This window comes from Variovorax sp. 05T418, from assembly GCF_056396385.1.
Map to the genome: position 1 here is coordinate 463,879 of NZ_JBFTLJ010000003.1, position 21,392 is coordinate 485,270.

The 21,392-nt window shown below is 68.0% G+C and carries 17 protein-coding genes; 6 read left to right on the forward strand and 11 right to left on the reverse strand.

Annotated elements, in window-relative coordinates:
• Nucleotides 1-11 precede the first annotated feature (11 nt).
• From AC1DMS_RS08160 to AC1DMS_RS08180, 5 genes are all read right to left on the reverse strand, one after another.
• Nucleotides 12-1,214, reverse strand: a complete 1,203-nt coding sequence (locus AC1DMS_RS08160) for an ABC transporter substrate-binding protein (protein WP_018903729.1) — start codon at nt 1,212-1,214, stop codon at nt 12-14.
• Between the two features lie 21 nt (nt 1,215-1,235).
• Nucleotides 1,236-2,021, reverse strand: a complete 786-nt coding sequence (locus AC1DMS_RS08165) for a GntR family transcriptional regulator (protein WP_012745944.1) — start codon at nt 2,019-2,021, stop codon at nt 1,236-1,238.
• 137 nt (nt 2,022-2,158) lie between these two features.
• Nucleotides 2,159-3,007 carry a fumarylacetoacetate hydrolase family protein gene (locus AC1DMS_RS08170; RefSeq protein WP_012745943.1) on the reverse strand — a complete coding sequence of 283 codons (849 nt, stop codon included), beginning with the start codon at nt 3,005-3,007 and terminating at the stop codon, nt 2,159-2,161.
• Between the two features lie 29 nt (nt 3,008-3,036).
• Nucleotides 3,037-3,783 carry an SDR family NAD(P)-dependent oxidoreductase gene (locus tag AC1DMS_RS08175; RefSeq protein WP_018903731.1) on the reverse strand — a complete coding sequence of 249 codons (747 nt, stop codon included), beginning with the start codon at nt 3,781-3,783 and terminating at the stop codon, nt 3,037-3,039.
• Nucleotides 3,780-4,514: an SDR family oxidoreductase gene (locus tag AC1DMS_RS08180; RefSeq protein ID WP_018903732.1), complete on the reverse strand. Its 735-nt coding sequence runs from the start codon at nt 4,512-4,514 to the stop codon at nt 3,780-3,782. Before AC1DMS_RS08180 ends, AC1DMS_RS08175 begins: the two co-directional genes overlap by 4 nt.
• 137 nt (nt 4,515-4,651) lie before the next feature.
• Here AC1DMS_RS08180 and AC1DMS_RS08185 point away from each other — a divergent pair, with 137 nt between their 5' ends.
• From AC1DMS_RS08185 to AC1DMS_RS08195, 3 genes are read left to right on the forward strand one after another with little or no spacing between them, the layout of a single operon-like run.
• On the forward strand, nt 4,652-5,398 hold the full coding sequence (locus AC1DMS_RS08185) for a FadR/GntR family transcriptional regulator (protein WP_018903733.1): 747 nt from the start codon (nt 4,652-4,654) through the stop codon (nt 5,396-5,398).
• Nucleotides 5,395-6,921: a UxaA family hydrolase gene (locus AC1DMS_RS08190; RefSeq protein ID WP_369664207.1), complete on the forward strand. Its 1,527-nt coding sequence runs from the start codon at nt 5,395-5,397 to the stop codon at nt 6,919-6,921. The genes AC1DMS_RS08185 and AC1DMS_RS08190 overlap by 4 nt, the downstream gene beginning before the upstream one ends.
• Nucleotides 6,922-6,928: 7 nt before the next feature.
• Nucleotides 6,929-7,993, forward strand: coding sequence for a malate/lactate/ureidoglycolate dehydrogenase (locus AC1DMS_RS08195; RefSeq protein WP_018903735.1), 1,065 nt, complete (start codon nt 6,929-6,931; stop codon nt 7,991-7,993).
• 15 nt (nt 7,994-8,008) lie between these two features.
• Here AC1DMS_RS08195 and AC1DMS_RS08200 read toward each other — a convergent pair whose 3' ends face one another.
• The 5 genes from AC1DMS_RS08200 to slmA form a co-directional block, all read right to left on the reverse strand.
• Nucleotides 8,009-8,896, reverse strand: a complete 888-nt coding sequence (locus AC1DMS_RS08200) for a DMT family transporter (RefSeq protein WP_369664206.1) — start codon at nt 8,894-8,896, stop codon at nt 8,009-8,011.
• Nucleotides 8,889-9,704: a DUF2182 domain-containing protein gene (locus AC1DMS_RS08205; RefSeq protein ID WP_307596424.1), complete on the reverse strand. Its 816-nt coding sequence runs from the start codon at nt 9,702-9,704 to the stop codon at nt 8,889-8,891. Before AC1DMS_RS08205 ends, AC1DMS_RS08200 begins: the two co-directional genes overlap by 8 nt.
• A 61-nt stretch (nt 9,705-9,765) precedes the next feature.
• Nucleotides 9,766-10,368 carry a DUF1326 domain-containing protein gene (locus AC1DMS_RS08210; RefSeq protein WP_018903738.1) on the reverse strand — a complete coding sequence of 201 codons (603 nt, stop codon included), beginning with the start codon at nt 10,366-10,368 and terminating at the stop codon, nt 9,766-9,768.
• Nucleotides 10,369-10,518: 150 nt separating this feature from the next.
• Entirely contained in the window at nt 10,519-12,042 is a 1,524-nt protein-coding gene (locus AC1DMS_RS08215; RefSeq protein ID WP_369664205.1) for a catalase, read from the reverse strand.
• A gap of 117 nt (nt 12,043-12,159) precedes the next feature.
• Nucleotides 12,160-12,813 (reverse strand): nucleoid occlusion factor SlmA, encoded by a 654-nt coding sequence (gene slmA, locus AC1DMS_RS08220; RefSeq protein ID WP_012745930.1) that lies wholly within the window; start codon nt 12,811-12,813, stop codon nt 12,160-12,162.
• A gap of 120 nt (nt 12,814-12,933) precedes the next feature.
• On the opposite strand from slmA, the gene galE reads away from it, so the two are divergent.
• From galE to AC1DMS_RS08235, 3 genes are all read left to right on the forward strand, one after another.
• Nucleotides 12,934-13,971, forward strand: a complete 1,038-nt coding sequence (galE, locus tag AC1DMS_RS08225; protein WP_436287279.1) for a UDP-glucose 4-epimerase GalE — start codon at nt 12,934-12,936, stop codon at nt 13,969-13,971.
• A 372-nt stretch (nt 13,972-14,343) separates the two neighbouring features.
• On the forward strand, nt 14,344-15,978 hold the full coding sequence (locus AC1DMS_RS08230; RefSeq protein ID WP_436287278.1) for a glycosyltransferase family 2 protein: 1,635 nt from the start codon (nt 14,344-14,346) through the stop codon (nt 15,976-15,978).
• A gap of 64 nt (nt 15,979-16,042) precedes the next feature.
• A complete protein-coding gene (locus AC1DMS_RS08235) occupies nt 16,043-20,473 on the forward strand; it encodes a class I SAM-dependent methyltransferase (protein WP_436287277.1) in 4,431 nt (1,476 codons plus the stop codon).
• A 10-nt stretch (nt 20,474-20,483) separates the two neighbouring features.
• Here the strand turns inward: AC1DMS_RS08235 and argB are convergent, their stop codons facing one another.
• A complete protein-coding gene (argB, locus tag AC1DMS_RS08240) occupies nt 20,484-21,377 on the reverse strand; it encodes an acetylglutamate kinase (protein WP_012745926.1) in 894 nt (297 codons plus the stop codon).
• Between the last annotated feature and the right edge of the window lie 15 nt (nt 21,378-21,392).

Sequence of the window (21,392 nt, forward strand, 5' to 3'; positions counted from 1 at the left end):
CAGCGACATGTTCATGCCCTGAGCGGAAACACAGGCTCCACCTCGCGGTAGTCGCGCGGAATGATCACCTTGATGTCGTTCTTCACCACCTGCGTCATCAACGGCTGCGCGCCCTCGTTCTGTCCGTTGACGAACTTCGTCGGGCCATACGGCATGATGTGATTCGAGAAGGTGCTCTTCTCCAGCGCGTCGACGATCGCCGCGCGTTCGGCCGACTTCGCGCGCTCCAGCGCATCGGCCAGCAGCCACATCGAGGTGTAGGTCATGAAGACCTCGTAGCTGAAGAACTGGCCCTTGGCCTCCACGCGCTTGCGCAGCTCCTGCGAGCGCTTGTCCTTCGGGTTGAACCAGTGGTTGCAGTCGATGATGCCGTTGGCCGCGTCCGGAAACTCCTTCACGAACTTGTAGCTCGATGCGGCGCCGCCCAGCACCGAGAAGATCGCCTTGGGCACCACCTTCTGCTGCTGCATGGTGCGCACCAGCAGCGCGTACTCGTTGTAGTAGTTGGCCGGGATCACGATGTCCGGGTTGACCGACTTCATGCGCAGCACGATGTTGTTGAAGTCGCGCGTGGGGTTGGCGTGCTTCACCACCTCCTTCACCTCGAAGCCGTAGCCCGGCAGCTCGCGCGAGAGCAGCTGCGCGGTGCCGGCGCCGAACAGCGACTCCTCGTGGATGATCATCACCGTCTTGGCCGGGTTGCCCGCGGCCTTGTTGAGCACCAGCAGGTTGGCCATGGCCACCTCGGTCGACTTCTTGTAGCCGGGGCCGAAGCGGAAGGTGTTCTTCAGGCCGCGCTCCACGATCTGGTCTGCCACGCCCACGTCGACGACGTGCGGCAGGTTGTACTTGGCTGCTGCCTGCGTGGTCGCCAGGCAGATGGCCGAGGCGTAGGCGCCCACGATGGCGGACACGCCGGCTTCGTTCATCTTCTCGACCTCGGCCGCGCCGGCCTGCGGCTGCGATTGCGCGTCGCCCAGCAGGGCCTCGAGCTTCGCACCGCCCAGCGCCTTGATGCCGCCGGCGGCGTTGATGTCCTCGATGGCCATCAGCGCGCCGAGGCGGCACTGCTGGCCCGAATAGGCCAGCGCCCCGGTGACCGGATGCAGCACGCCGACCTTGACGGTCTTGGGCTGCGCGCCGGCCACGAGCGGAAAGGCAACGGCGGTCGCCAGGGCGGCGGACTGCGACACGAAACTGCGGCGGTTCTGCATGGGGCTTTCCTTTTCTTCTCTTCAGTTGAACTTGGCTGACACGTCCTTGCTGACCCACACCTTCGCGTCGATGCCGCCCACGCGGGAGAGCTGCATTTCATAGGTGTAGCGGTCGGGGCGGTAGAGGCCATGCAGCCACTGCACGGGCCGCTCGTCCTCGTCGTAGATCAGGCGGCGCACCGCGAGCAGCGCGGAGCCGACCGACACGTCGAGGTGCTGCGCGATCAGGCTGTCGGCCAGCCGCGCAGAGATGGTCTGGTGCGCGCGCCCCACCTTGACGCCCGATTCCTCGAGCAGCACGAGGATCGGCTTCTTCGACAGCTCGCGGCGGCCGAAGCGGCGCGCGATCGTGTCGGGCACGTAGGTGGTGATGTGCGAGAGCGGGCCTTCCTTGGTGGAGCGCACGCGCACCGCCTTCTGCACCGGGTCGCCCAGCTGCAGCTGCAGCGCCTCGGCCACCTGGGTGGAGGCCGTGATGGTGGCCACCTCGATCACCTTCACCGAGGTGTGCAGGCCCATCGTCACCAGGTTCTCGAGCAGGCCGCGCAGATTGGCGCGCTCCATGCCGTTGCCGCTGTTGTTCGCTTCGCCTGCGAGCACGGGCGGCAGCGCGCGCGTGCGGCGCCCCGGGTTGCGCGCGATCAGGCCTTCGGAAGACAGCTGCTCGAGAGCGCGCCGCACCGTGACACGCGCCACGTTGAACTGCGCCATGAGCGCAAGCTCGCCGGGCAGCCCCTCGGCGAAACGGCCTTCGTGCAGCTGCTCACGCAGGACCAGGTAGATCTGGTGGTACTTCGGCAAAGGCATCTGCGACATGCCTTTGATGTTTTTGCAGTTTCAATGTTCTGTCAATGGGACATTTAAAACCGACGCCGCACAAACAAGAACGGCGCGCCGGGCCAATGCCCGCCGCGCCGCTTCCTGGCTGCTCGCTGGTTGTTGGCTTACAGCTTGAACGGAACCACTTCCTGGCGCTGGTCGCCCAGGCCTTCGATGCCCAGCGTCATCACGTCGCCCTTCTTCAGGTAGAGCGGCGGCTTCATGCCCAGGCCCACGCCGGGCGGCGTGCCGGTGGTGATGACGTCGCCGGGCAGGAGCGTCATGAACTGGCTCAGGTAGCTCACGATCTTGGCGATGCTGAAGATCATGGTCTTGGTGCTGCCGGTCTGCATGCGCTTGCCGTTGAGGTCGAGCCACATCGACAGCTTCTGCGGGTTGGGCACTTCGTCGCGCGTCACGAGCCAGGGGCCGATCGGGCCGAAGGTGTCGCAGCCCTTGCCCTTGTCCCAGGTGCCGCCGCGCTCGATCTGGAACTCGCGCTCGCTCACGTCGTTGATGGTGCAGTAGCCGGCCACGAAGTTGAGCGCGTCCTTCTGCGAGACATAGCGCGCGCGCGTGCCGATGACCACGCCGAGCTCGACTTCCCAGTCGCTCTTGACCGAGTTCTTGGGCAGCATGACCGGATCGTTCGGGCCCTGGATGCAGCTGGTGGCCTTCATGAAGACCACCGGCTCCTTCGGAATCGGCAGGCCGGACTCGGCCGCGTGGTCGGCGTAGTTCAGGCCGATGGCAATGAACTTGCCGACGTTGGCCACCGGGCTGCCGAAGCGCGGCTTGCCCTTGACCAGCGGCAGCTTGTCGACCTTCTGCTTGCGCAGCTTGGCCAGCGCGGCATCGCCGAGCTGCTCGGGCCCGATGTCCTTGACCAGCGCGCTCAGGTCGCGCAGCTGGCCGTTGTCATCGATGAGGCCGGGCTTTTCCTTGCCGGGGTTGCCATAGCGAACGAGTTTCATGTGGTCCTTTCTTGGGGAGACTGACTGACTTAGTAAGTGGAGCGGCCGCCGGACAGGTCGAACACGGCGCCGGTGGAGAACGAGCAATCTTCGGTGCAGAGCCAGCCGACCATCGCGGCCACCTCCTCCACCGTGCCGAAGCGGCCCATGGGAATCTTCGAGAGCATGAATGCGATGTGCTCCGGTGTCATCTGGTCGAAGATGGCGGTCTTCACCGCCGCGGGCGTCACGCAGTTGACGCGGATGCCGGTGTCGGCCAGCTCCTTGCCCAGCGACTTGGTGAGCGCAATGACGGCGGCCTTGCTTGCACTGTACGCGCTGGCATTGGGATTGCCTTCCTTGCCCGCGACCGAAGCGATGTTGACGATGCGGCCGTAGCCCTGCGCGCGCATCTGCGCCACCACTTCGCGGCAGCACAGGAACACGCCGTTGATGTTGACCTCCATCACCTGCCGCCAATCGTCCACCGGGTAGTCCCACAGCCTGGTGTTGGGACCGGTGATGCCGGCGCTGTTGACCAGCGCATCGATGCGCGGCGAATGCGCGAGCGTGGCCGCCACGGCCGCAGCGACGGAAGACTGCTGCGCCACGTCGACCTTCACGGCAAAGGCCTTGGAGCCGAGCGCCGCCGCGGCCTTGCCGGCGGCAGCCTCGTCGCGGTCCCAGAGCGTGACGCTGCCGCCCGATGCGATCAGCCGCTCGGCAATGCCGTAGCCCAACCCCGCCGCGCCGCCGGTCACCACGGCGTGGCGGCCCGCGAAGTCGAGCTGGTTCATATGGTGATGCCGCCGTCCACCGTGAAGGCCTGGCCGGTGGCGAACACCGATTCGTCGCTCGCCAGGAACACCACCACGGGCGCGATTTCCTCGGCCTGCGCGAGCCGTCCCATCGGCTGGCGCGCGATGAAGGCCTTGCGCGCCGCTTCGGGGTCTTCGTTGGCATTGATGCGCTCGCCGAGCGAGGGCGTGTCGACCGTGCCGGGACACACGGCATTGCAGCGGATGCCGCGCGACACGAAGTCGGCCGCCACGCTCTTGGTCAGGCCCAGCACCGCGGCCTTGGTGGTGCCGTAGACGAAGCGGTTGGGCAGGCCCTTCATGCTGGAGCAGACGCTCGCCATGTTGATGATGCTGCCGCGTCCTGCGGCCAGCATGCCGGGCAGCGCGGCCTGGATGGTCCAGAACTGCGCGCGCACGTTGAGGGCGAACGCGAATTCGAGGTCCTTGTCGGTGGCCTCGAGCGCGGTGCCGTTATGTACCACGCCGGCGCAGTTGAACAGCACGTCGAGCGCGGGAAGACTCTTGAAGAAGGCGCCGATCGCGTCCTTGTCGAGCACGTCGAGTTTCGCCGTGCGCACGTTGGCGACGCCGGCGTAGCGCCCCAGCAGCTTCTCGTTCACGTCGGTCGCCCACACCTGCGCGCCTTCGGCGGCCATGGCGAGCACGCTCGCGTGGCCGATGCCTTGTCCGGCCGCCGTCACGAGCACGGTCTTGCCCTTGAGTCTCATGCATGTCTCCTTGGAAAGTGGCGCACCGGCTGCCCGGCGTTCAGGGTTTGGCCCGATGGCAGCGGCGCGGTACGGATCGTATTCTGAATTGGCCTTACCACTTGTCCAATTCAGGACAACCCTTAACCCCACCACCCGTGCCGCTCCAGACCGTCGAACCCCAGCGCCTCTATCGCCAGATTGCCGACCAGCTGCGCGGGCTGATCGGCAAGGGCGAGCTTGCCGTCGGCGCGCGGCTGCCGGCCGAGCGCGACCTGGCCCAGCAGCTCGGTGTGAGCCGGCCCTCGGTGCGCGAGGCGCTGATCGCGCTCGAGGTCGAGGGCTGGGTCGAGGTCCGAACCGGCTCGGGCGTGTATGTGCTGGACCGCTCGCACCGCGCGAGCAAGCCGGTGGCGCCCACCGAATGGGGCCCGCTGGAGCTGATCCGCGCGCGCCGCGTGATCGAGGGCGAGACCGCCGCCATTGCAGCTGCCGTGGGCAAGCGCAAGGACATCGACGCCATGAGCCGCGCCATCGAAACGATGCGCGGGCTCGCCGACCGCGAAATACTGCCGCTCGAAGGCGACCGCGAATTCCACGTGGCCATCGTCAATGCCAGCGGCAACGCCGTGCTGGTGGAAACGGTGCAGAGCTTCTGGGATTCGCGCAACGGCCCGATCTTCACGCGCCTGGGCGGCTACTTCGAGACGGTGGCCTCCTGGCGCTCGGCGATTGCCGAGCACGAGGCCATCCGCGACGCCGTGGCCGCGCGCGACCCCGAGGCCGCGCGGGCCGCCATGCACGCCCACATGGACAACTCGCACCAGCGGTTCAGCGCGAGCTGGCGCCGCGCGAAAAAAACCGCTCCTCCTTCCGATTCCCACACAACACGAGTTCCACGATGAATCCCTTCATTCGCCTGCATCCGGCCGACGATGTCGTGATCGCGCGCAGCCAGCTGGTCGGCGGCGCCAAGGTCGAAGACTTTGCCGTGCGCGGCCTGATTCCCGCCGGGCACAAGGTGGCGACGCACGCCATTGCCGCCGGCGAACCGGTGCGCCGCTACAACCAGATCATCGGCTTCGCGAGCAAGCCCATTGCGGCCGGCGAGCACGTGCACACGCACAACCTCGACATGGGCCCCGACAAGGGCGACTTCGAACGCGACTACGCCTTCGGCGCCGACGTGAAGCCCGCGCCCGCGAAGCGCGAGGCCACCTTCATGGGCATCAGGCGGGCCGACGGCCGCGTGGCCACGCGCAACTACATCGGCGTGCTCACGAGCGTGAACTGCTCGGCCACCGCGGCGCGCGCCATTGCGGACCACTTCTCGCGCAAGACCAATCCATCGGCGCTGGCCGGCTACCCGAACGTCGACGGCATCGTGGCGCTCACCCACGGCACGGGCTGCGGCATGGACACACAAGGCATGGGCATGCAGATCCTGGAGCGCACGCTCACGGGCTATGCCACGCACCCCAACTTCGCGGGCGTGCTGGTGGTGGGCCTGGGCTGCGAGGCGAACCAGATCAATGCCTGGCTCGCGACCGGCCACCTGGCCGAGGGCGAGAACTTCCGCACCTTCAACATCCAGGACACCGGCGGCACGCGCAAGACGGTGGAGAAAGGCATTGCGCTGATCAACGAGATGCTGCCGCGCGCCAATGCGGTCAAGCGCGAGCCCTGCAGCGCGGCGCACATCACGATCGGCCTGCAGTGCGGCGGCTCGGACGGTTACTCCGGCATCAGCGCCAATCCGGCCCTCGGTGCGGCGGTCGACCTGCTGGTGGCGCACGGCGGCACGGCCATCCTGAGCGAGACGCCCGAGGTCTATGGTGCCGAGCATCTGCTCACGCGCCGAGCCGTCAAGCGCGAGGTCGGCCAAAAACTGGTGGACCGCATCAAGTGGTGGGAGCACTACACCGAGATCAACGAAGGCGAGATGAACAACAACCCCTCGCCGGGCAACAAGGCCGGCGGCCTCACGACCATCCTCGAAAAATCGCTCGGCGCGGTGGCCAAGGGCGGCACGAGCAACCTCGAGGCGGTGTACGAATACGCCGAGCCGGTCACGGCGCACGGCTTCGTCTACATGGACACGCCGGGCTACGACCCCGTGAGCGCCACCGGGCAGGTCGCGGGCGGCGCGAACATCATCTGCTTCACGACCGGACGCGGCTCGGCCTACGGCTGCGCCCCCTCTCCTTCGCTCAAGCTTGCGACCAACTCGGCGCTGTGGCAGCGGCAGGAAGAAGACATGGACATCAACTGCGGCGAGATCGTGGATGGCACCAGCTCGATCCAGGAGATGGGCCAGCGCATCTTCGAACTGGTGCTGGCCACCGCGTCCGGCGAGCCTTCGAAGAGCGAGAAACATGGCTACGGCCAAAATGAATTCGTGCCCTGGCAAGTCGGCGCGGTGATGTAAGGAACCTATGCCCCAAACCCTTTCCTCCTCTGTTCTGCGATCGCAATGCGCCCGCATCCTCGAAGCCGCCGGCAGCACGCCGGCCGAAGCCGCGCAGGTGGCCGACAACCTGGTGCTGGCCAACCTGAGCGGCCATGATTCGCACGGCGTGGGCATGCTGCCGCGCTATGTCGATGCGGTGGCCGAAGGCGGCCTCGTGCCCAATGCCGCGGTCAAGATCAACACCGACATCGGCACGCTGCTCGCGCTCGACGGCCAGCATGGCTACGGCCAGATCGTCGGCGTGCAGGCGATGGAACTCGGCATTGCACGGGCGAAGCAGCACGGCAGCTGCATCTTCACGCTCGCCAACGCGCACCACCTGGGCCGCATCGGGCACTTCGCCGAAATGGCAACGGCCGAGGGCCTGGTCTCGATGCACTTCGTCAACGTGCTGTCGCGGCCCGTGGTGGCGCCGTGGGGCGGCGGCGACGGGCGCTTTGGCACCAACCCCTGCTGCATCGGCATTCCACTCGCAGGCGCCGAACCCTTCCTGCTCGACTTTGCCACCAGCCGCGTGGCGCAGGGCAAGATGCGCGTCGCCCACAACAAGGGCGAACGCGTGCCCGACGGCTACCTGATCGACGAGCGCGGCGCGCCCACCAATGACCCGGGCGTGGTGGTCGTGCCGCAGGCCAACGGCCTGTTCGGCGCGCTCATGACCTTCGGCGAACACAAGGGCTACGGCATGGCGATGGCCTGCGAGCTGCTGGGCGGCGCGCTCACCGGTGGCGGCACCTGGCACCGCCCGGCCGACACCGCACGCACGGTGCTCAACGGCATGCTGACGATCCTGATCGATCCCGCCAAACTGGGAACCCAGGAGAGCTTCGCGCAGGAGGCGACGGCCTTCGTCGAGTGGCTGCGCCAGAGCCCGCCGGGCGCCGGCTTCGACCAGGTGCAGATCGCCGGCGAGCCGGAGCGCGCTGCACGCGTGGCGCGCGAGCGCGACGGCATCTGGCTGGACGATGCGACCTGGGGCGAGATCGTCGCGGCCGGAACCAAGGTGGGCGTGGCGGTCGCCGCCGCGTAAAGGCCGCGTTTCCTTCTAGCGCCGCGCCTTGCGCGACTTCTGGCTCAGCACGATCGCAATGCCGCCCAGGATGGCCACCGAGGCCGCCGCCAGCCGCGGCGTGATCGCCTCCGACAGCAGCAGCACGCCGCCGAACGCCGCCAGGAGCGGCACCGACAGCTGCACGGTGGCCGCCTGCATGGCCGACAGGCGCGCGAGCGCCGCATACCAGACGACATAGCCGAGCCCCGAGGTCAAGGCGCCGGAGGCCACGGCCAGCGCGATGCCGGTGGCATCCGCATGGGCGCGCATCATGAAGGCAAGGCTCAGCGCCAGGGCCAGCGGTACGGCCCGCAAGAAGTTGCGGCCCGTGGCGGCCAGCGGATCGGGCACGCCGCGGCCGCGCAGCGAATACACGCCCCACGCCACCCCGGCGATGGCCATCAGCACGGCGCCCAGCAGCGGCGGCGCCGCAACGCCCGGCAGCACCAGGTAGACGAGCCCGCCGGCCGCCAGCACGAAGCCGAGCCATGCCACGAGCCCGAAGCGCTCGCCCGAGCCCAGGCCCGCGCCGAGCATCGTGAGCTGCACCGCGCCGAACAGGATCAGCGCGCCCGTGCCCGCGGAGAGGCTCAGGTAGGCGAAGGAAAAGAAGGCGACGTAGGCGAACAGCATGGCGGCCGCGAGCCAGTCGGCACGGCCGGGCACGGCAGGCCGGGAGCGGAACTGCACGACCAGCGCGAGCGTGAGCGCACCGGAAACCAGCCGGATGCTGCCGAAGCTGGCCGGATCGATGCCCCGCTGCTGCAACGCGAGCCGGCACAGCAGCGAATTGGCCGCGAATGCGAGCATGGCCACCGCGGTCAGCGCGACGGTCTGCAGGGTGGACGGCGCGCGGCGCACCTCGGAGATGGCTTCAGACATGCGCCCCCACCATGAAGACGGCCCAGCCCAAGAGCGCAAACCCGAGCGGCGCGCTCAGGCGGTGGCCCCAGGGAACGTTCTTTTCCAGCGCCATGACGGCGGCCAGCAGCAGCATCCAGCCCAGGCTGCCGGTGCCGAGCGCGAACATCAGCAGCATCAGCGCCCAGCAGCAGCCGACGCAGAACAGGCCATGGTGCAGGCCCAGCGCAAACGCATGGCGCGCCTGCGCATGGCCGCGCCAGTGCTCGATGACAAAACTCAGCGGCGTGCGGCACTTCTCGAGGCACTTGTGCTTGAGGCGGCTGAACTGGAACGCGCCGGCCAGCGCGATGGTCGCGGCGCCGATCACCCAGCCGTGCCAGGCCAGCGTGGGCGCGCTCGCGAGCAGCGCCAGCACCGCGCTGTGGAGCCCGTGCGCCAGCAGCCCGAAGGCACCCCACACGGCCATGTAGCCAAGCCCCAGCAGCACGAGCAGGCGCGCATGGTCCGCACGCCCCGCGGTCAGGCGGTCGAAGGCGTTGAACAGCGGCAGCGTGGTCGGCAGCATCATGGCCATGGTCATGAGGATCCACGCCACCGCATAGAGCACTGCGGGCACGACCACGCCGCCGGCAGGAATGGCCTGGCACAGGAACGCGGCCGGCCCCGAGGCGGTCCAGTCGCCGTGTTCGAGATAGCGCCCGTAGGGGCTGCGCGCCCAGGCCCACAATGCCATCCACGCAAGCGCGGCCAGCGCAGCGAGAACCGGCAGGAACACGCGGCGGTGGCGGATGACGTTGCGCGGCGGCAAGCCGGCCGCGGGGTTCACTGGCTAACCTTCGTGCTCCGCACTGCGGTGCGAGCTTGCTTGGGGCGGCCCGGCACGGCGCTCATGAATCAAAGACGAAGGTGCTCTGCAGGGCGTTGTGGTTCTTGATGTCGAGGTCGATGCCGAGGGCGGGGTTCTTCGAGCGGTAGGTGGGCGCCTTGCCGACGAACACCGGCGCGCCCGGCACCGTGGAGAACACGGTGTCCGACAGCGTGGTCTGCCCGCCGGTCGCGCCGCGGTAGGGTTCGAGTTCGGCGTAGTAGTCCTTGCCGATCTCCAGCTCGCCCTTGCCTTCGTTCACCGTGAAGCGAATGGGCGCCCGCTCGACCGACACCACCTGGCCGATGAGGGCGGCCAGGTCGGCGATCGGGCCGCCGGCCTTGCCGGTGTAGACCTTGAGCAGCGCCTCTTCCTGCTCCTTGGAGGCTTTGTCGTCGACGAAGATCGCCGCCGTCCAGTTGCCTTCGAGGATGTTTCCGGGCACATGCGCCACGGCCGCGATGGTGTTGCCGCCGACGTCGACGCCGTCGATGGTTCCCTTGTCGATGCGCCACGCGACGATGGTGTCGCAGGTGCCGTTGTCAGGGTCCTCGCCGATCCAGCAGGGACACAGGACGTTGCAGTTGCATACCTCGAGCAGGCGACCTTCCAGGTGATAGCTCATACGAACCTCCGTTCAGAAGCCACACGAACACGGAACTTGTCGCCGCGACTCAGCGGCAAGGGGGGCGCTGATCCTACGCTTCGCAACCGGGCAAGTCGAGCACGATGCCCCGCCGCGCACTACCCTGGGTACCCCACTGCCGCCCGTGGATCAGCTGCGGCTTGCGTCGTGCGCCGGCTTGCCGATCTGCACGCTCACCTCCTCGCCCCTGAGCCTGGCCTGCACGGCCTTGATGGCCTTGTCGAGCCGCGCGCCGTAGTCGGCATCGGCCTGGCGGAAGTAGCTCACCGAACGGTCGATGATGTCCTGCCGCGTCACCGCACCCAGGCCGCCCGCGATGTTGTTCACCAGGCGCTCCTTGGCGGCTTCGTCCATCAGCCGGTAGAGGTCGCCGGCCTGCACGAAGTCGTTGTCCTCGGGGTGCTGCTGCCACTGGTGGCTGCCGGTCCAGCCATGGATCTCGAGCGGCGCGTAGACCGGCTCGTTGCTCTGCTTGGGCGCATCGCTGAAGCTGTTGGGCTCGTAGTTGGGGCCGCGGCCGCCGTTGCCGTCGCCGCGCATCGCGCCGTCGCGGCCGTAGTTCTGCGCCGTGGTGGCATGCGGGCGGTTCACCGGCAGCTGCGTGTGGTTGATGCCCAGGCGGTAGCGCTGCGTGTCGCCGTAGCTGAACAGGCGGCCCTGCAGCATCTTGTCGGGCGAAGGGCCGATGCCGGGCACGAAGTTGGCCGGGTTGAACGCGGCCTGCTCGATCTCGGCAAAGTAGTTGTCGGGATTGCGGTTGAGCGTGAGGATGCCGATGTCGATCTTCGGATAGTCCTTGTGCGACCAGACCTTGGTCAGGTCGAAGGGGTTGAAGCGGTAGGTCTGCGCCTCGGCCACCGGCATGATCTGCACCTGCACCTTCCAGCTCGGGAATTCGCCGCGCTCGATGGAATGCAGCAGGTCCAGGTGGTGGTGGTTCGGGTTTTCGCCGCCCACGCGCTGCGCCTCCTCGGCCACGAAGGTCTGGATGCCCTGGTGGGTCTTGAAGTGGTACTTGACCCAGAAGGCCTCGCCCTTGGCGTTCACCCACTGGAAGGTGTGCGAGCCGAAGCCGTCCATGTGGCGGTAGCTCTTCGGAATGCCGCGGTCACCGAACAGCCAGGTGAACTGGTGCGTCGCTTCGGGCGAGTGCGAGAAGAAGTCCCAGGCGTTGTTGGGCTCCTGCACGTGGCTGTAGGGGTCGCGCTTCTGCGAGTGGATGAAGTCGGGAAACTTGAGCGGGTCGCGGATGAAAAAGACCGGCGTGTTGTTGCCGACGAGGTCGTAGTTGCCGTCTTCGGTATAGAACTTGAGCGCGAAGCCGCGCGGGTCGCGCACGGTGTCGGCCGAGCCGAGTTCGAGCGCCACGGTCGAGAAGCGTGCGAGCACCTCGGTCTTCCTGCCGACCTGGCTCAAAAACCTGGCCTTGGTCCATTTGGACACGTCGGCCGTCACCTCGAAGGTGCCGAAGGCGCCCGAGCCGCGCGCATGCACCACGCGCTCCGGAATGCGCTCGCGGTCGAAGCGCGCAAGCTTCTCGATCAGGTGGTGGTCCTGCATCAGCACGGGGCCGCCGGGGCCGGCCGTCTGCGATTGCTGGTTGTTCTCGACGGGCGCGCCGTTTTCGGTGGTGAGCTTGCGGGAGTCGGTCATGGGTGGGCTTTCCTCTGGAGTTGTAGGGGCCCATGCATTTTGTCAATGAATGCGGCCTTGCCGCATCACATTGAGCTATCGCCTCGATAGGCGGCCCGCCGAAGGCCGCCCGAGGTTTCAGACGATCAGCGCGATCGTGGCTTCGAGGTGCTCCGACGGCGCCCGGCGGAAGCCCGAGCGCGTGAAGCGCTGCAGCTGCCCGACCACGAAGGCCGTGAGCGCGGCGGCGCGCACCTGCGCATCCACGCTCGGGGTGGCCGAGCCGTCCGCGGCGGCCGCCCCGCGCAGCACCTGTCGCAGCGTGGCCTCGATCTTGTCGAAGAACTGGTTCATGCGCTGCTGGAGGCGCTCGTTCTCGAACACCAGCGCATCGCCCACCATGACGCGCGTCATGCCCGGGTTGCGCTCGGCAAACTGCACGAGCAGCGTGAGAATTTTTGCGGCCTGCTGGGCCCCCGTTGCGCCTTCGCGCTCGAGGATCTGGTTCACCAGCGTGAAGACGCTCTGCTCGATGAAGTCGATCAGGCCCTCGAACATCTGCGCCTTGCTCGCAAAGTGGCGGTAGAGCGCGGCCTCGCTGACGTCGAGCCGCGCAGCCAGTGCCGCGGTGGTCACGCGCTCGGCGCCGGGCTGCTCGAGCATGGCGGCCAGCGCCTGCAGGATCTGCACGCGCCGCTCCCCGGGCTTGGGGCGTTTTCGGACCGGCGCGACGGGCGTCAGCGTTTCGGTCTGGGTTTCTATGCCGGGATAGCTTGTCTCTTCGTTCTGCATGGAAGCGCGTGCAAAGATGTAATCAATTGATTCTCGCACAGGGCCGCGCAGTGAGCGCGCGCAAACCGGCCCCGGGAAAGCTCGTACAGAATCGGCCCATTCAACCAAGCAAGAGTTCTCATGGCCCCAAAAAGCGTTCTGGTGACAGGTGGTGCAGGTTTCATTGGCAGCCACACCTGCGTCGCGCTGGCCGCCGCCGGATACACGCCGGTCATTCTCGACAATCTGGGCAACAGCGATATCCGGGTATTGGAGCGGTTGCGGCAGATCACCGGCAGCGCGCCGCGGCTGATCGAGGGCGACGTGCGCGACCGGGCGCTGCTCGACCGCGTGCTGGGCGAAGAGAGCTTTGCGGCCGTGATCCACTTCGCGGGCCTGAAGGCCGTGGGCGACTCGGTGGCCGACCCGCTCACCTACTACGACAACAACGTGCACGGCAGCCTCGTGCTCGCCTCGGCCATGCAGCAGGCGGGCGTGCGGACGCTGATCTTTTCGTCGTCCGCCACGGTGTACGGCGAACCCGACCACTCGCCCATTCCGGAAGACGCGCCCTGCAGGCCGGCCAATCCCTACGGGCGCTCCAAGCGCATGGTGGAAGAGGCGCTGGCCGACCTGCACCGTGCACAGCCGGGCTGGCGCATTGCACTGCTGCGCTACTTCAACCCGGTCGGCGCGCATGAAAGCGGCCTCATCGGCGAGCATCCGCAGGGCAAGCCGAACAACCTGATGCCTTTCGTCTGCCAGGTGGCCGTGGGACAGCGCGACAAGCTGCTGATCCACGGCAACGACTACCCCACGCCCGACGGCACGGGCGTGCGCGACTACGTGCATGTGATGGACCTCGCCGAAGGGCATGTGGCGGCGCTTCGGCATGCGCAAGGCCATGAGGGACTGGTCACGCTGAATCTCGGCACCGGCCGCGGCGCCTCCGTGCTGGAGGTGGTGCAGGCCTTCGAGCGCGCGAGCGGACGGCCGCTGCCTTATGAGATCGGTCCCCGCCGGCCCGGCGACGTACCCGCGTACTGGGGCGACCCCTCGCTGGCGGAAGCCACGCTGGGCTGGCGCGCGCGCCGCGGGCTCGACCAGATGTGCGCCGACAGCTGGCGCTGGCAGCAGGGCAATCCGAACGGCTACGAAAGGTCACTGACCGCTTGCTGACCGGGACGGCCGGCCTCCTCGGAAACAAGCCCCGCAAGGGTTCCCGGGCATGTAACGAATGCTCACCGCGGAACCCGGCCGCAACAAATGTTAAGTGGGTTGTTACCCAAGCGATCCATCGCGTCGCTATTCTGAATTGATGGGGGGCTCTGCATGCCGGCAAGCCCCGAGGGTTGTGCCATCTCTTTGCAGAGTAGGGGGAAAGATTTGCCTATCGATCAAGCGCGATACGCCCAATGGGCCGCGGCGTGCCGGTTCTCTGCCTTCACCGACACCGCCTACAGCGCGTGGACACGCGACGAAGCGTCCCGCCACAAGGCAGAACAGCCGGCGCTTCGCTCTGAGCTGGAGAATCTTCCGTACCGCGAGGGCTTGACCTTCGCCATTGCCGACAGCGGCAGCGACGAGGCATTGCACAGCACGCTGGCTTCGCTCTCGGCACAGCTGTGCCACCGCTTCGACGTGGTGGTGGCCTGCGACCCTTCGCGCGCCGAAGTGGTCGGCCATGCGCTCCTGTTCGTTCGCGATTCGATCAATGTGCGGCTGGTGCCCGCGAGTGCGCCGGCCAGCCGGCTCGAACTGCAGCAGCTCGCGCTCGAGCACACGGCCGAGCCGTGGTTCGGCGTGATCCTCGCGGGCGACCGCCTTGCCGCGCAGGCCGTTTCGTCGATCCAGCTCACCCTCGCCAAATGGCCCGATGCGGCCGTCGTCTATGCGGACGAGGACTGGATCGCAGAGGGCCAACTGCGATGCAAGCCGCGCTTCAAGTCGGCATGGGATCCGGAGGCGCAGCTCGGCTTCGACCTGCTGGACGGCCTGTGCGTGATGAGGCGCGCCAACGTCCTGGCGGCCGGAGGCTTTCGCGCCGAATTCGAGCCGGCCGCCGGCTACGACCTGCACTGCAGGGTGGCCATGCCGCTGCCCTGCAGCCAGGTGCGCCATGTTCCCTCGGTGCTGTACCACCGGCAGGTCCCGCTGGTCATCGATGCGGGCGACACGCGGCAGGCCGTCGAGGCCTATGCGGCGGCGGCCCGGCGGGTGGCGGCCGAGGCGGCGTTCCGGCAGGCGGGCTTGGCGGCCGAGGTGCTGCCCTCGCCGATCGCCGAGTTCGTCAACCATGTCCGCCGCCCGCTGCCCAGCCCCGCGCCACGGGTCAGCGTGCTCGTGCCGACGCGCGACCGCGCCAACCTGGTGAGGACCTGCCTGGACGGCCTGCTGCGCAAGACCGACTATCCGGACTTCGAAGTCCTCATCCTCGACAACGACAGCGTCGAGCCGGCCACGCTGTCCCTCTTCGCCGAACTGGCCGCGGACCCTCGCGTCAGCGTGCTGCGGGTGCCGGGGCCCTTCAATTTTTCGGCCATCAACAACGCCGGCGTGCAGGCCTCGACCGGCGAGGTGCTGCTCTTCCTGAACAACGACATCGAGATCCTCGATGGCGGATGGCTCAGGGAGATGGTCGGCGAAGCCATGCGGCCGGACATCGGCTGCGTGGGCGCCAAGCTGCTGTACGGCGACGGCACGGTCCAGCATGCCGGCGTCATGCTGCAAAGCGGCCCGCTGGCGATGCATGTGTGCCGCACCGACGGCGCCACCGACAGCGGCCTGGACGGGCGGCTGGCGGGCACGCGCGACTACCTGGCGGTCACGGGCGCCTGCCTGGCGGTTCGGCGCCAGGTGTTCGAGCAGGTGGGCGGCTTCGACGGCGAGCACCTGCCGGTGGCCTACAACGACATCGACCTGTGCCTGAAGGTGAACGATGCGGGCTACCGCAACGTCTGCACGCCGTTCGCCTCGCTGCTGCACCTGGAGAGCGCCTCGCGCGGGCACGACCATGTTTCCGAAGAGAAGCAGCAGCGGGCAGCGCGCGAGCAGGCGCACGCCAGCACCAAGTGGATCGATCGCTTCGAGCACGACCCCTATCACAACCCGAATGTCCAGTGGGACTGGCTCACCGGCGCGCACCTGGCCCCCAGCGCCGGCCAGCAATGGCAGCTCGCGCGCTGAGGCGGGCGCGGCGGTTTCATCGACTTTCTAGCGGAGGCCCGGACCCGTCCGGGCAGGAATACAAATGAAAGAACCCACCCTCATTCTTCCGACGGTCGACCGGTCGCTCGACGTGCTGACGCACCCGGTGCTGGACCCGCTGTTCTGGACGCCGCACCTGCTCGGCAAGGCCAGCGCGTGGTGGACCCACACGCCGTTCGCGTTCTGGATCGTGGCCGCCTGCAAGCCGGGCCTGCTGGTGGAACTGGGCACGCACAACGGCGTGTCGTACGCGGCGTTCTGCGAGGCCGTGGCGCGGCTCAAGTCGGCCACGCGCTGCTATGCCGTGGACACCTGGGCCGGAGACGAGCATGCCGGGCACTTCGACGCGCAGGTCTACCACGAGCTGCGCGACTTCCACGACAAGCACTTCAGCGCCTTCTCCGAACTCCTCAAGTCCACCTTCGACGACGCGCTGCCGTACTTTGCCGACGGCTCCGTCGACCTGCTGCACATCGACGGCTTCCACACCTACGAGGCGGTCAAGCACGACTTCGAGACCTGGCTTCCCAAGCTGTCTGACAAGGCCGTGGTGCTGTTCCACGACACCAATGTGCGCAGCGGCAATTTCGGCGTCTTCCGGTTCTTTGCCGAGCAGGCACGGCACTATCCCTCGTTCGAGTTCCTGCACGGCCACGGGCTCGGCGTGCTGGCCGTGGGCGACCGCGCGCCGGCCGCCGCCATGGCGTTGTGCAACCTCGAACCCGAGCGCGCCGATGCCGCCAGGGCGCGCTTCGCTCACCTGGGAACGCGCTGGTTCGTGACCACGCGCGAACAGCTCGGCTCGGCCGAACTGCATCAGCGCATCCACGAGGCCAATGCCCTGCGCGCGCCGGTGGAAGCCGAGCTGGCCCAGGTGGCGGCCGCCCGCGCGGCCGAGGCCGAGGCCCGCGCCCGCGCCGAAGGCCAGCTGGACGCCCTGTCCCACGAGGTGGCCGAGAAGGCCGCCCAGCTGGAAGACCTGAACAGGCAGGCCGGCGATGCGCAGGCGAAGGCCGCCCAGGCCGAAGCCGCCGCGCGCGCAACCGGCTTCGCCCACGAGCAGGCGAACCGGCGCGTGGCCGAGCTGCGGAATGTCGTGGCGCAGTTGGCCACCGACCTGAACAAGACCCGCGACGACCTGAACGAGACCAGCGAAGCCAAGAGCCTGCAGCAGCGCACCGCGCTGGCCTGGAAGAACCTTGCCGACCGGAAGGAAGACCGGGTCGAATCGTTGATGGAGCGCTTCACGCGCCTGCGGGTCGATCCGTCCCTGAGCGTGAAGGCCAAGCTGCGCAGGCGCTTGCGGCTGCTTGCCCGGCGCCTTGCCGGCAAGCCGGTGGACCTGGGGGCGGTGGAGATCGTCCGGTTCTCGCCCTACTTCGACCGCGAGTGGTACCTGAAGACCTACCCCGACGTCGCATCGGCCGGCACGGACCCCGCGGAGCACTACGTCACCCACGGCGCGGCCGAAGGGCGCCAACCCGGCCCATGGTTCTCGGGCACCGAATACGCGGCGCGCTACGGGGACGCGGCGGGCTTCAATCCGCTGATTCACTACACGCTGGTGGGTGCGCGAGAAGGCCGGCGCGCCGGCCTGCTCGGCAGCGACGACACCGAGCCGCCCCCCATTCCTGCGTTGCCCAGCCGGGTGTTCTCGATCTTCTACGTTTCGGGCGAGGCGGACACGCCCGGCCACCTGTACCGTGTCGCGCGCTACATCGAGGCGGCGCGGATGAACGGCGTGCCGGCGGAATGGGTGCGGCAGGAAGAGCTGGAGGCGCGGCTCGAGCTGACGTCGCGGCACGACGTGATGATTCTCTGGCGCACCCAGTGGAGCCCGGTGCTCGAAAAAGCCATCGGGCTGATGCATGCGCAAGGCAAGAAGGTGGTGTTCGACATCGACGACCTGATGATCGAACCCGACCTGGCCGACACCAAGGTGATCGACGGCATCCGCTCCAACGCCCATCCGGAGGCCGCGGTGCGCGAGCTCTTCGCCAGTGTGCGCCGCGCCATGCTCGCAGCCGATGTCTGCATTGCCAGCACCCAGGAGCTGGCCTATCACATGCGCTGGGCGGGCAAGTCCACCCATGTGCTGTTCAACGGCTTCGACGACCAGACCTTCGAGCTCTCCAGGCGCAGCGCCCGGCAGTGGCGCAGCGCGCGGACCGACAACCTGGTGCGCATCGGCTATGCCGGCGGCTCGCGAACGCACCAGCGCGACCTGGGCCTGGCCATCGAGGCGATCGCGCGCGTACTGCGCGAGAACGAGCTGTGCCGGCTGGTGCTCTTCCAGACCGAATCGGGCATGCGCCTGGTCGACGTGGAGGAATACCCGGTGATGGCCGGCCTGGCGCACCGCATCGAATGGCGGCCCTTCCAGACCCTGGAGACGCTGCCGCGCGAAATTGCGCGCTTCGACATCAACATCGCGCCGCTGGAATTCGGCAACCCCTTCTGCGAGGCCAAGAGCGAACTGAAGTTCTTCGAGGCCGCGCTGGTCGACGTGCCGACCATCGCATCGCCGACCGGCCCGTTCACGCGGGCCATCGAGCATGGCGTGTCGGGCTTCCTGGCCGCGAGCGCCGATGACTGGTACCACCATCTGTCGACCCTGGCGTCGGATCCGGCGCTGAGGGCCAGCGTCGGCTCGGCCGCGTTCCTGCGCGCGATGGCCTCGTACGGGCCGCTGCAGCGGGCCACGCAGTTCGGCCGCGTGCTCGACCAGCTGCAAGGCGATGCGCTGGCCGCGCGGGCCTTTGCGCTCGATGCGCGCGTGCGCGCGGCGCCGATTCCGCGGCCCCAGCTGATGCCGCTGGAAGTGCTGTTCGAGCACCGGGCCGACGAGGCCGAGCTTGCGGACGTCACGGTCGCCATTCCGCTCTACAACTACGAGCAGTTCATCGTCGAGGCGCTGGAATCCGTGCGCGCCCAGACGCTGGCGGTGCTGGACCTGGTGGTGGTGGACGACTGTTCGACCGACGGCTCGCTGGACGCCGTGCTGGCATGGGCCCGGCAGCACGCCAGGCGCTTCAACCGCGTGGTGGTCGCGCGGCATGAGGCCAACAGCGGCCTGGGCCTCACGCGCAATGCGGGCTTCCACCTCGCGGACAGTCCCTACGTGCTGCCGCTGGATGCCGACAACCGGCTGCGCCCGAAATGCTGCGAAGAGCTGCGCCGCGCCATCCGCGCCGAGCGCGTGGCCTTCGCCTACCCGACCATCCAGCACTTCGGCGCCTCCAGCGCGCTGCTCGGCGATGCCTCCTACGAGCCGCAGCGCTTCGTGGCCGGCAACTACATCGACGCGATGGCGCTGGTCTCGAAGGAGGCGTGGGCGATCGTCGGCGGCTACAACCACGTTCGCCACGGCTGGGAGGACTTCGACTTCTGGTGCCGGCTCGCGGAGCAGGGCCAGCGCGGCGTGCGGGAGCCGCAAACGCTCGCGGACTACCGCGTGCATGCGAGCTCGATGCTCAGGGCCGAGACCACGGTCCCGCAGAATTACCAGCGGCTGATCGAGAACTTCAAGGCTCAGCATCCCTGGGTGTCGCTCATTGACGAGCGGCTCGCGCGCAAGCCGCCGGCGCTGCAGGTGGCGCTGAGCGACGGCGGCGCGAAGTCGCGGCTCCAGGCACTGCTGCCGATTCTTCGCTGCCCGAAGACCGGGCTCAAGCTGACGGCCGACGCGGCAAGCGGCGCACTGGCGACCGTGGACGGCTGGCGGCGCTGGCCCGTCGTCCAGGGCCGGCCGGTTCTTTGCGAGGACATCGGCGAGCCCGAGGTCAAGCCCGCCGACCACGTCAGCAACCCGCTGCCGCCCGAGGCCCTGAAGCTCGCCAAGAGCACCAAGGGCTGGGTGCTGAATCTCAGCGGCGGAGGCTCGCAGGAAAAGATCGAGAACGTGGTCGAGGTCGAATACTGCCTGTTCAGGCACACCGACGTGGTCGCCGATGCCCACGTGCTGCCGTTCGACGACGCGGTCTTCGACGCCGTGATCGTCATGAACGCCTTCGAGCACTACCGCGAACCGCAGAAGGTGGCGGCGGAACTGCTTCGGGTGCTCAAGCCCGGTGGCCGCATCCTGGTGCGCACCGCCTTCATGCAGCCGCTGCACGAGCGGCCCTGGCATTTCTTCAACTGCACCCGCTACGGGCTGGAGCAGTGGTTCCGAGAGTTCGAGGCCGAGCGCGTGCGGGTGTCGGAGAATTTCGCGCCGAACCACTCCGTCAGCTGGCTGGCGTCGGAGTGCGAGCAGGCGCTGCGCGCCAACGTGTCCGACGAAGCCGCGGAGCGCTTCCGGGAGGCCCCCGCGGGCGAGCTGGTGGACCTGTGGCGCGATCCGTCGCTGCGCGATACGCCGCTGTGGACCGACTTCGAGAAGCTGCCCCAGTCGGTGCAGGAAGTTGGCGCCGCGGGCTTCGAGTATCTCGGCCGGAAACCCGCGGTGGCCAGGGCGGGCGCGAACGGCTGCTGAGGCTGCGGCCTCAGCGCGCGCGGATCATCGTGCCGTAGGCCTGGTCGGTCAGGATCTCGAGCAGCATCGCGTGCGGCACGCGGCCGTCGATGATGTGCACCGCGTTCACGCCGCTCTTGGCCGCATCGAGCGCGCCCTCGATCTTGGGCAGCATGCCGCCCGAGATGGTGCCGTCGGCAAACAGGTCGTCGATCTCGCGCGCGCTCAGGTTGGTGAGCAGATTGCCGTCCTTGTCGAGCACGCCGGGCGTGTTGGTCAGGAGCATGAGCTTCTCGGCCTTGAGCACGGTGGCGAGCTTGCCGGCCACCACGTCGGCATTGATGTTGTAGCTCTCGTTCTCCTCGCCGAAGCCGATCGGGCTCACCACGGGAATGAAGGCGTCGTCCTGCAGCGCCTTGACCACGCTGGGGTCGATGGAGACGATGTCGCCCACCTGGCCCACGTCGTGGTGCAGGTTGGGGTCGGCGCGGTCCGCCATCTTGAGCTTCTGCGCGCGGATCATGCCGCCGTCGCGCCCGGTCAGGCCCACGGCCTTGCCGCCGGCCTGGTTGATCAGGCCCACGATGTCCTGCTGCACCTCGCCGGCCAGCACCCATTCGACCACCTCCATGGTCTCGGCATCGGTCACGCGCATGCCCTGGATGAAGCTGCCCTTCTTGCCCAGGCGGTTGAGCGCCGCCTCGATCTGCGGGCCGCCGCCATGCACCACCACCGGGTTCATGCCGACCAGCTTGAGCAGCACCACGTCTTCCGCGAAGTCGGCCTGCAGGGCCGGATCGGTCATGGCATTGCCGCCGTACTTGATGACGATGGTCTTGCCGTGGAACTTGCGGATGTACGGCAGCGCCTGGGCCAGGATCTCGGCCTTGTCGCGCGGGGGAATGTTGAGGACGGGATCGGTCATGGGCGGGCAGGCTCC

Bases quoted from the DNA above. Each gene is read 5' to 3' on its own strand.
- AC1DMS_RS08165 (WP_012745944.1), bottom strand. From the start codon at position 2,021: ATGCCTTTGCCGAAGTACCACCAGATCTACCTGGTCCTGCGTGAGCAG.
- AC1DMS_RS08160 (WP_018903729.1), bottom strand. From the start codon at position 1,214: ATGCAGAACCGCCGCAGTTTCGTGTCGCAGTCCGCCGCCCTGGCGACC.
- argB (WP_012745926.1), bottom strand. From the start codon at position 21,377: ATGACCGATCCCGTCCTCAACATTCCCCCGCGCGACAAGGCCGAGATC.
- AC1DMS_RS08195 (WP_018903735.1), top strand. From the start codon at position 6,929: ATGCCCCAAACCCTTTCCTCCTCTGTTCTGCGATCGCAATGCGCCCGC.
- AC1DMS_RS08170 (WP_012745943.1), bottom strand. From the start codon at position 3,007: ATGAAACTCGTTCGCTATGGCAACCCCGGCAAGGAAAAGCCCGGCCTC.
- AC1DMS_RS08175 (WP_018903731.1), bottom strand. From the start codon at position 3,783: ATGAACCAGCTCGACTTCGCGGGCCGCCACGCCGTGGTGACCGGCGGC.
- AC1DMS_RS08210 (WP_018903738.1), bottom strand. From the start codon at position 10,368: ATGAGCTATCACCTGGAAGGTCGCCTGCTCGAGGTATGCAACTGCAAC.
- AC1DMS_RS08200 (WP_369664206.1), bottom strand. From the start codon at position 8,896: ATGTCTGAAGCCATCTCCGAGGTGCGCCGCGCGCCGTCCACCCTGCAG.
- AC1DMS_RS08235 (WP_436287277.1), top strand. From the start codon at position 16,043: ATGAAAGAACCCACCCTCATTCTTCCGACGGTCGACCGGTCGCTCGAC.
- galE (WP_436287279.1), top strand. From the start codon at position 12,934: ATGGCCCCAAAAAGCGTTCTGGTGACAGGTGGTGCAGGTTTCATTGGC.
- slmA (WP_012745930.1), bottom strand. From the start codon at position 12,813: ATGCAGAACGAAGAGACAAGCTATCCCGGCATAGAAACCCAGACCGAA.
- AC1DMS_RS08180 (WP_018903732.1), bottom strand. From the start codon at position 4,514: ATGAGACTCAAGGGCAAGACCGTGCTCGTGACGGCGGCCGGACAAGGC.
- AC1DMS_RS08215 (WP_369664205.1), bottom strand. From the start codon at position 12,042: ATGACCGACTCCCGCAAGCTCACCACCGAAAACGGCGCGCCCGTCGAG.
- AC1DMS_RS08190 (WP_369664207.1), top strand. From the start codon at position 5,395: ATGAATCCCTTCATTCGCCTGCATCCGGCCGACGATGTCGTGATCGCG.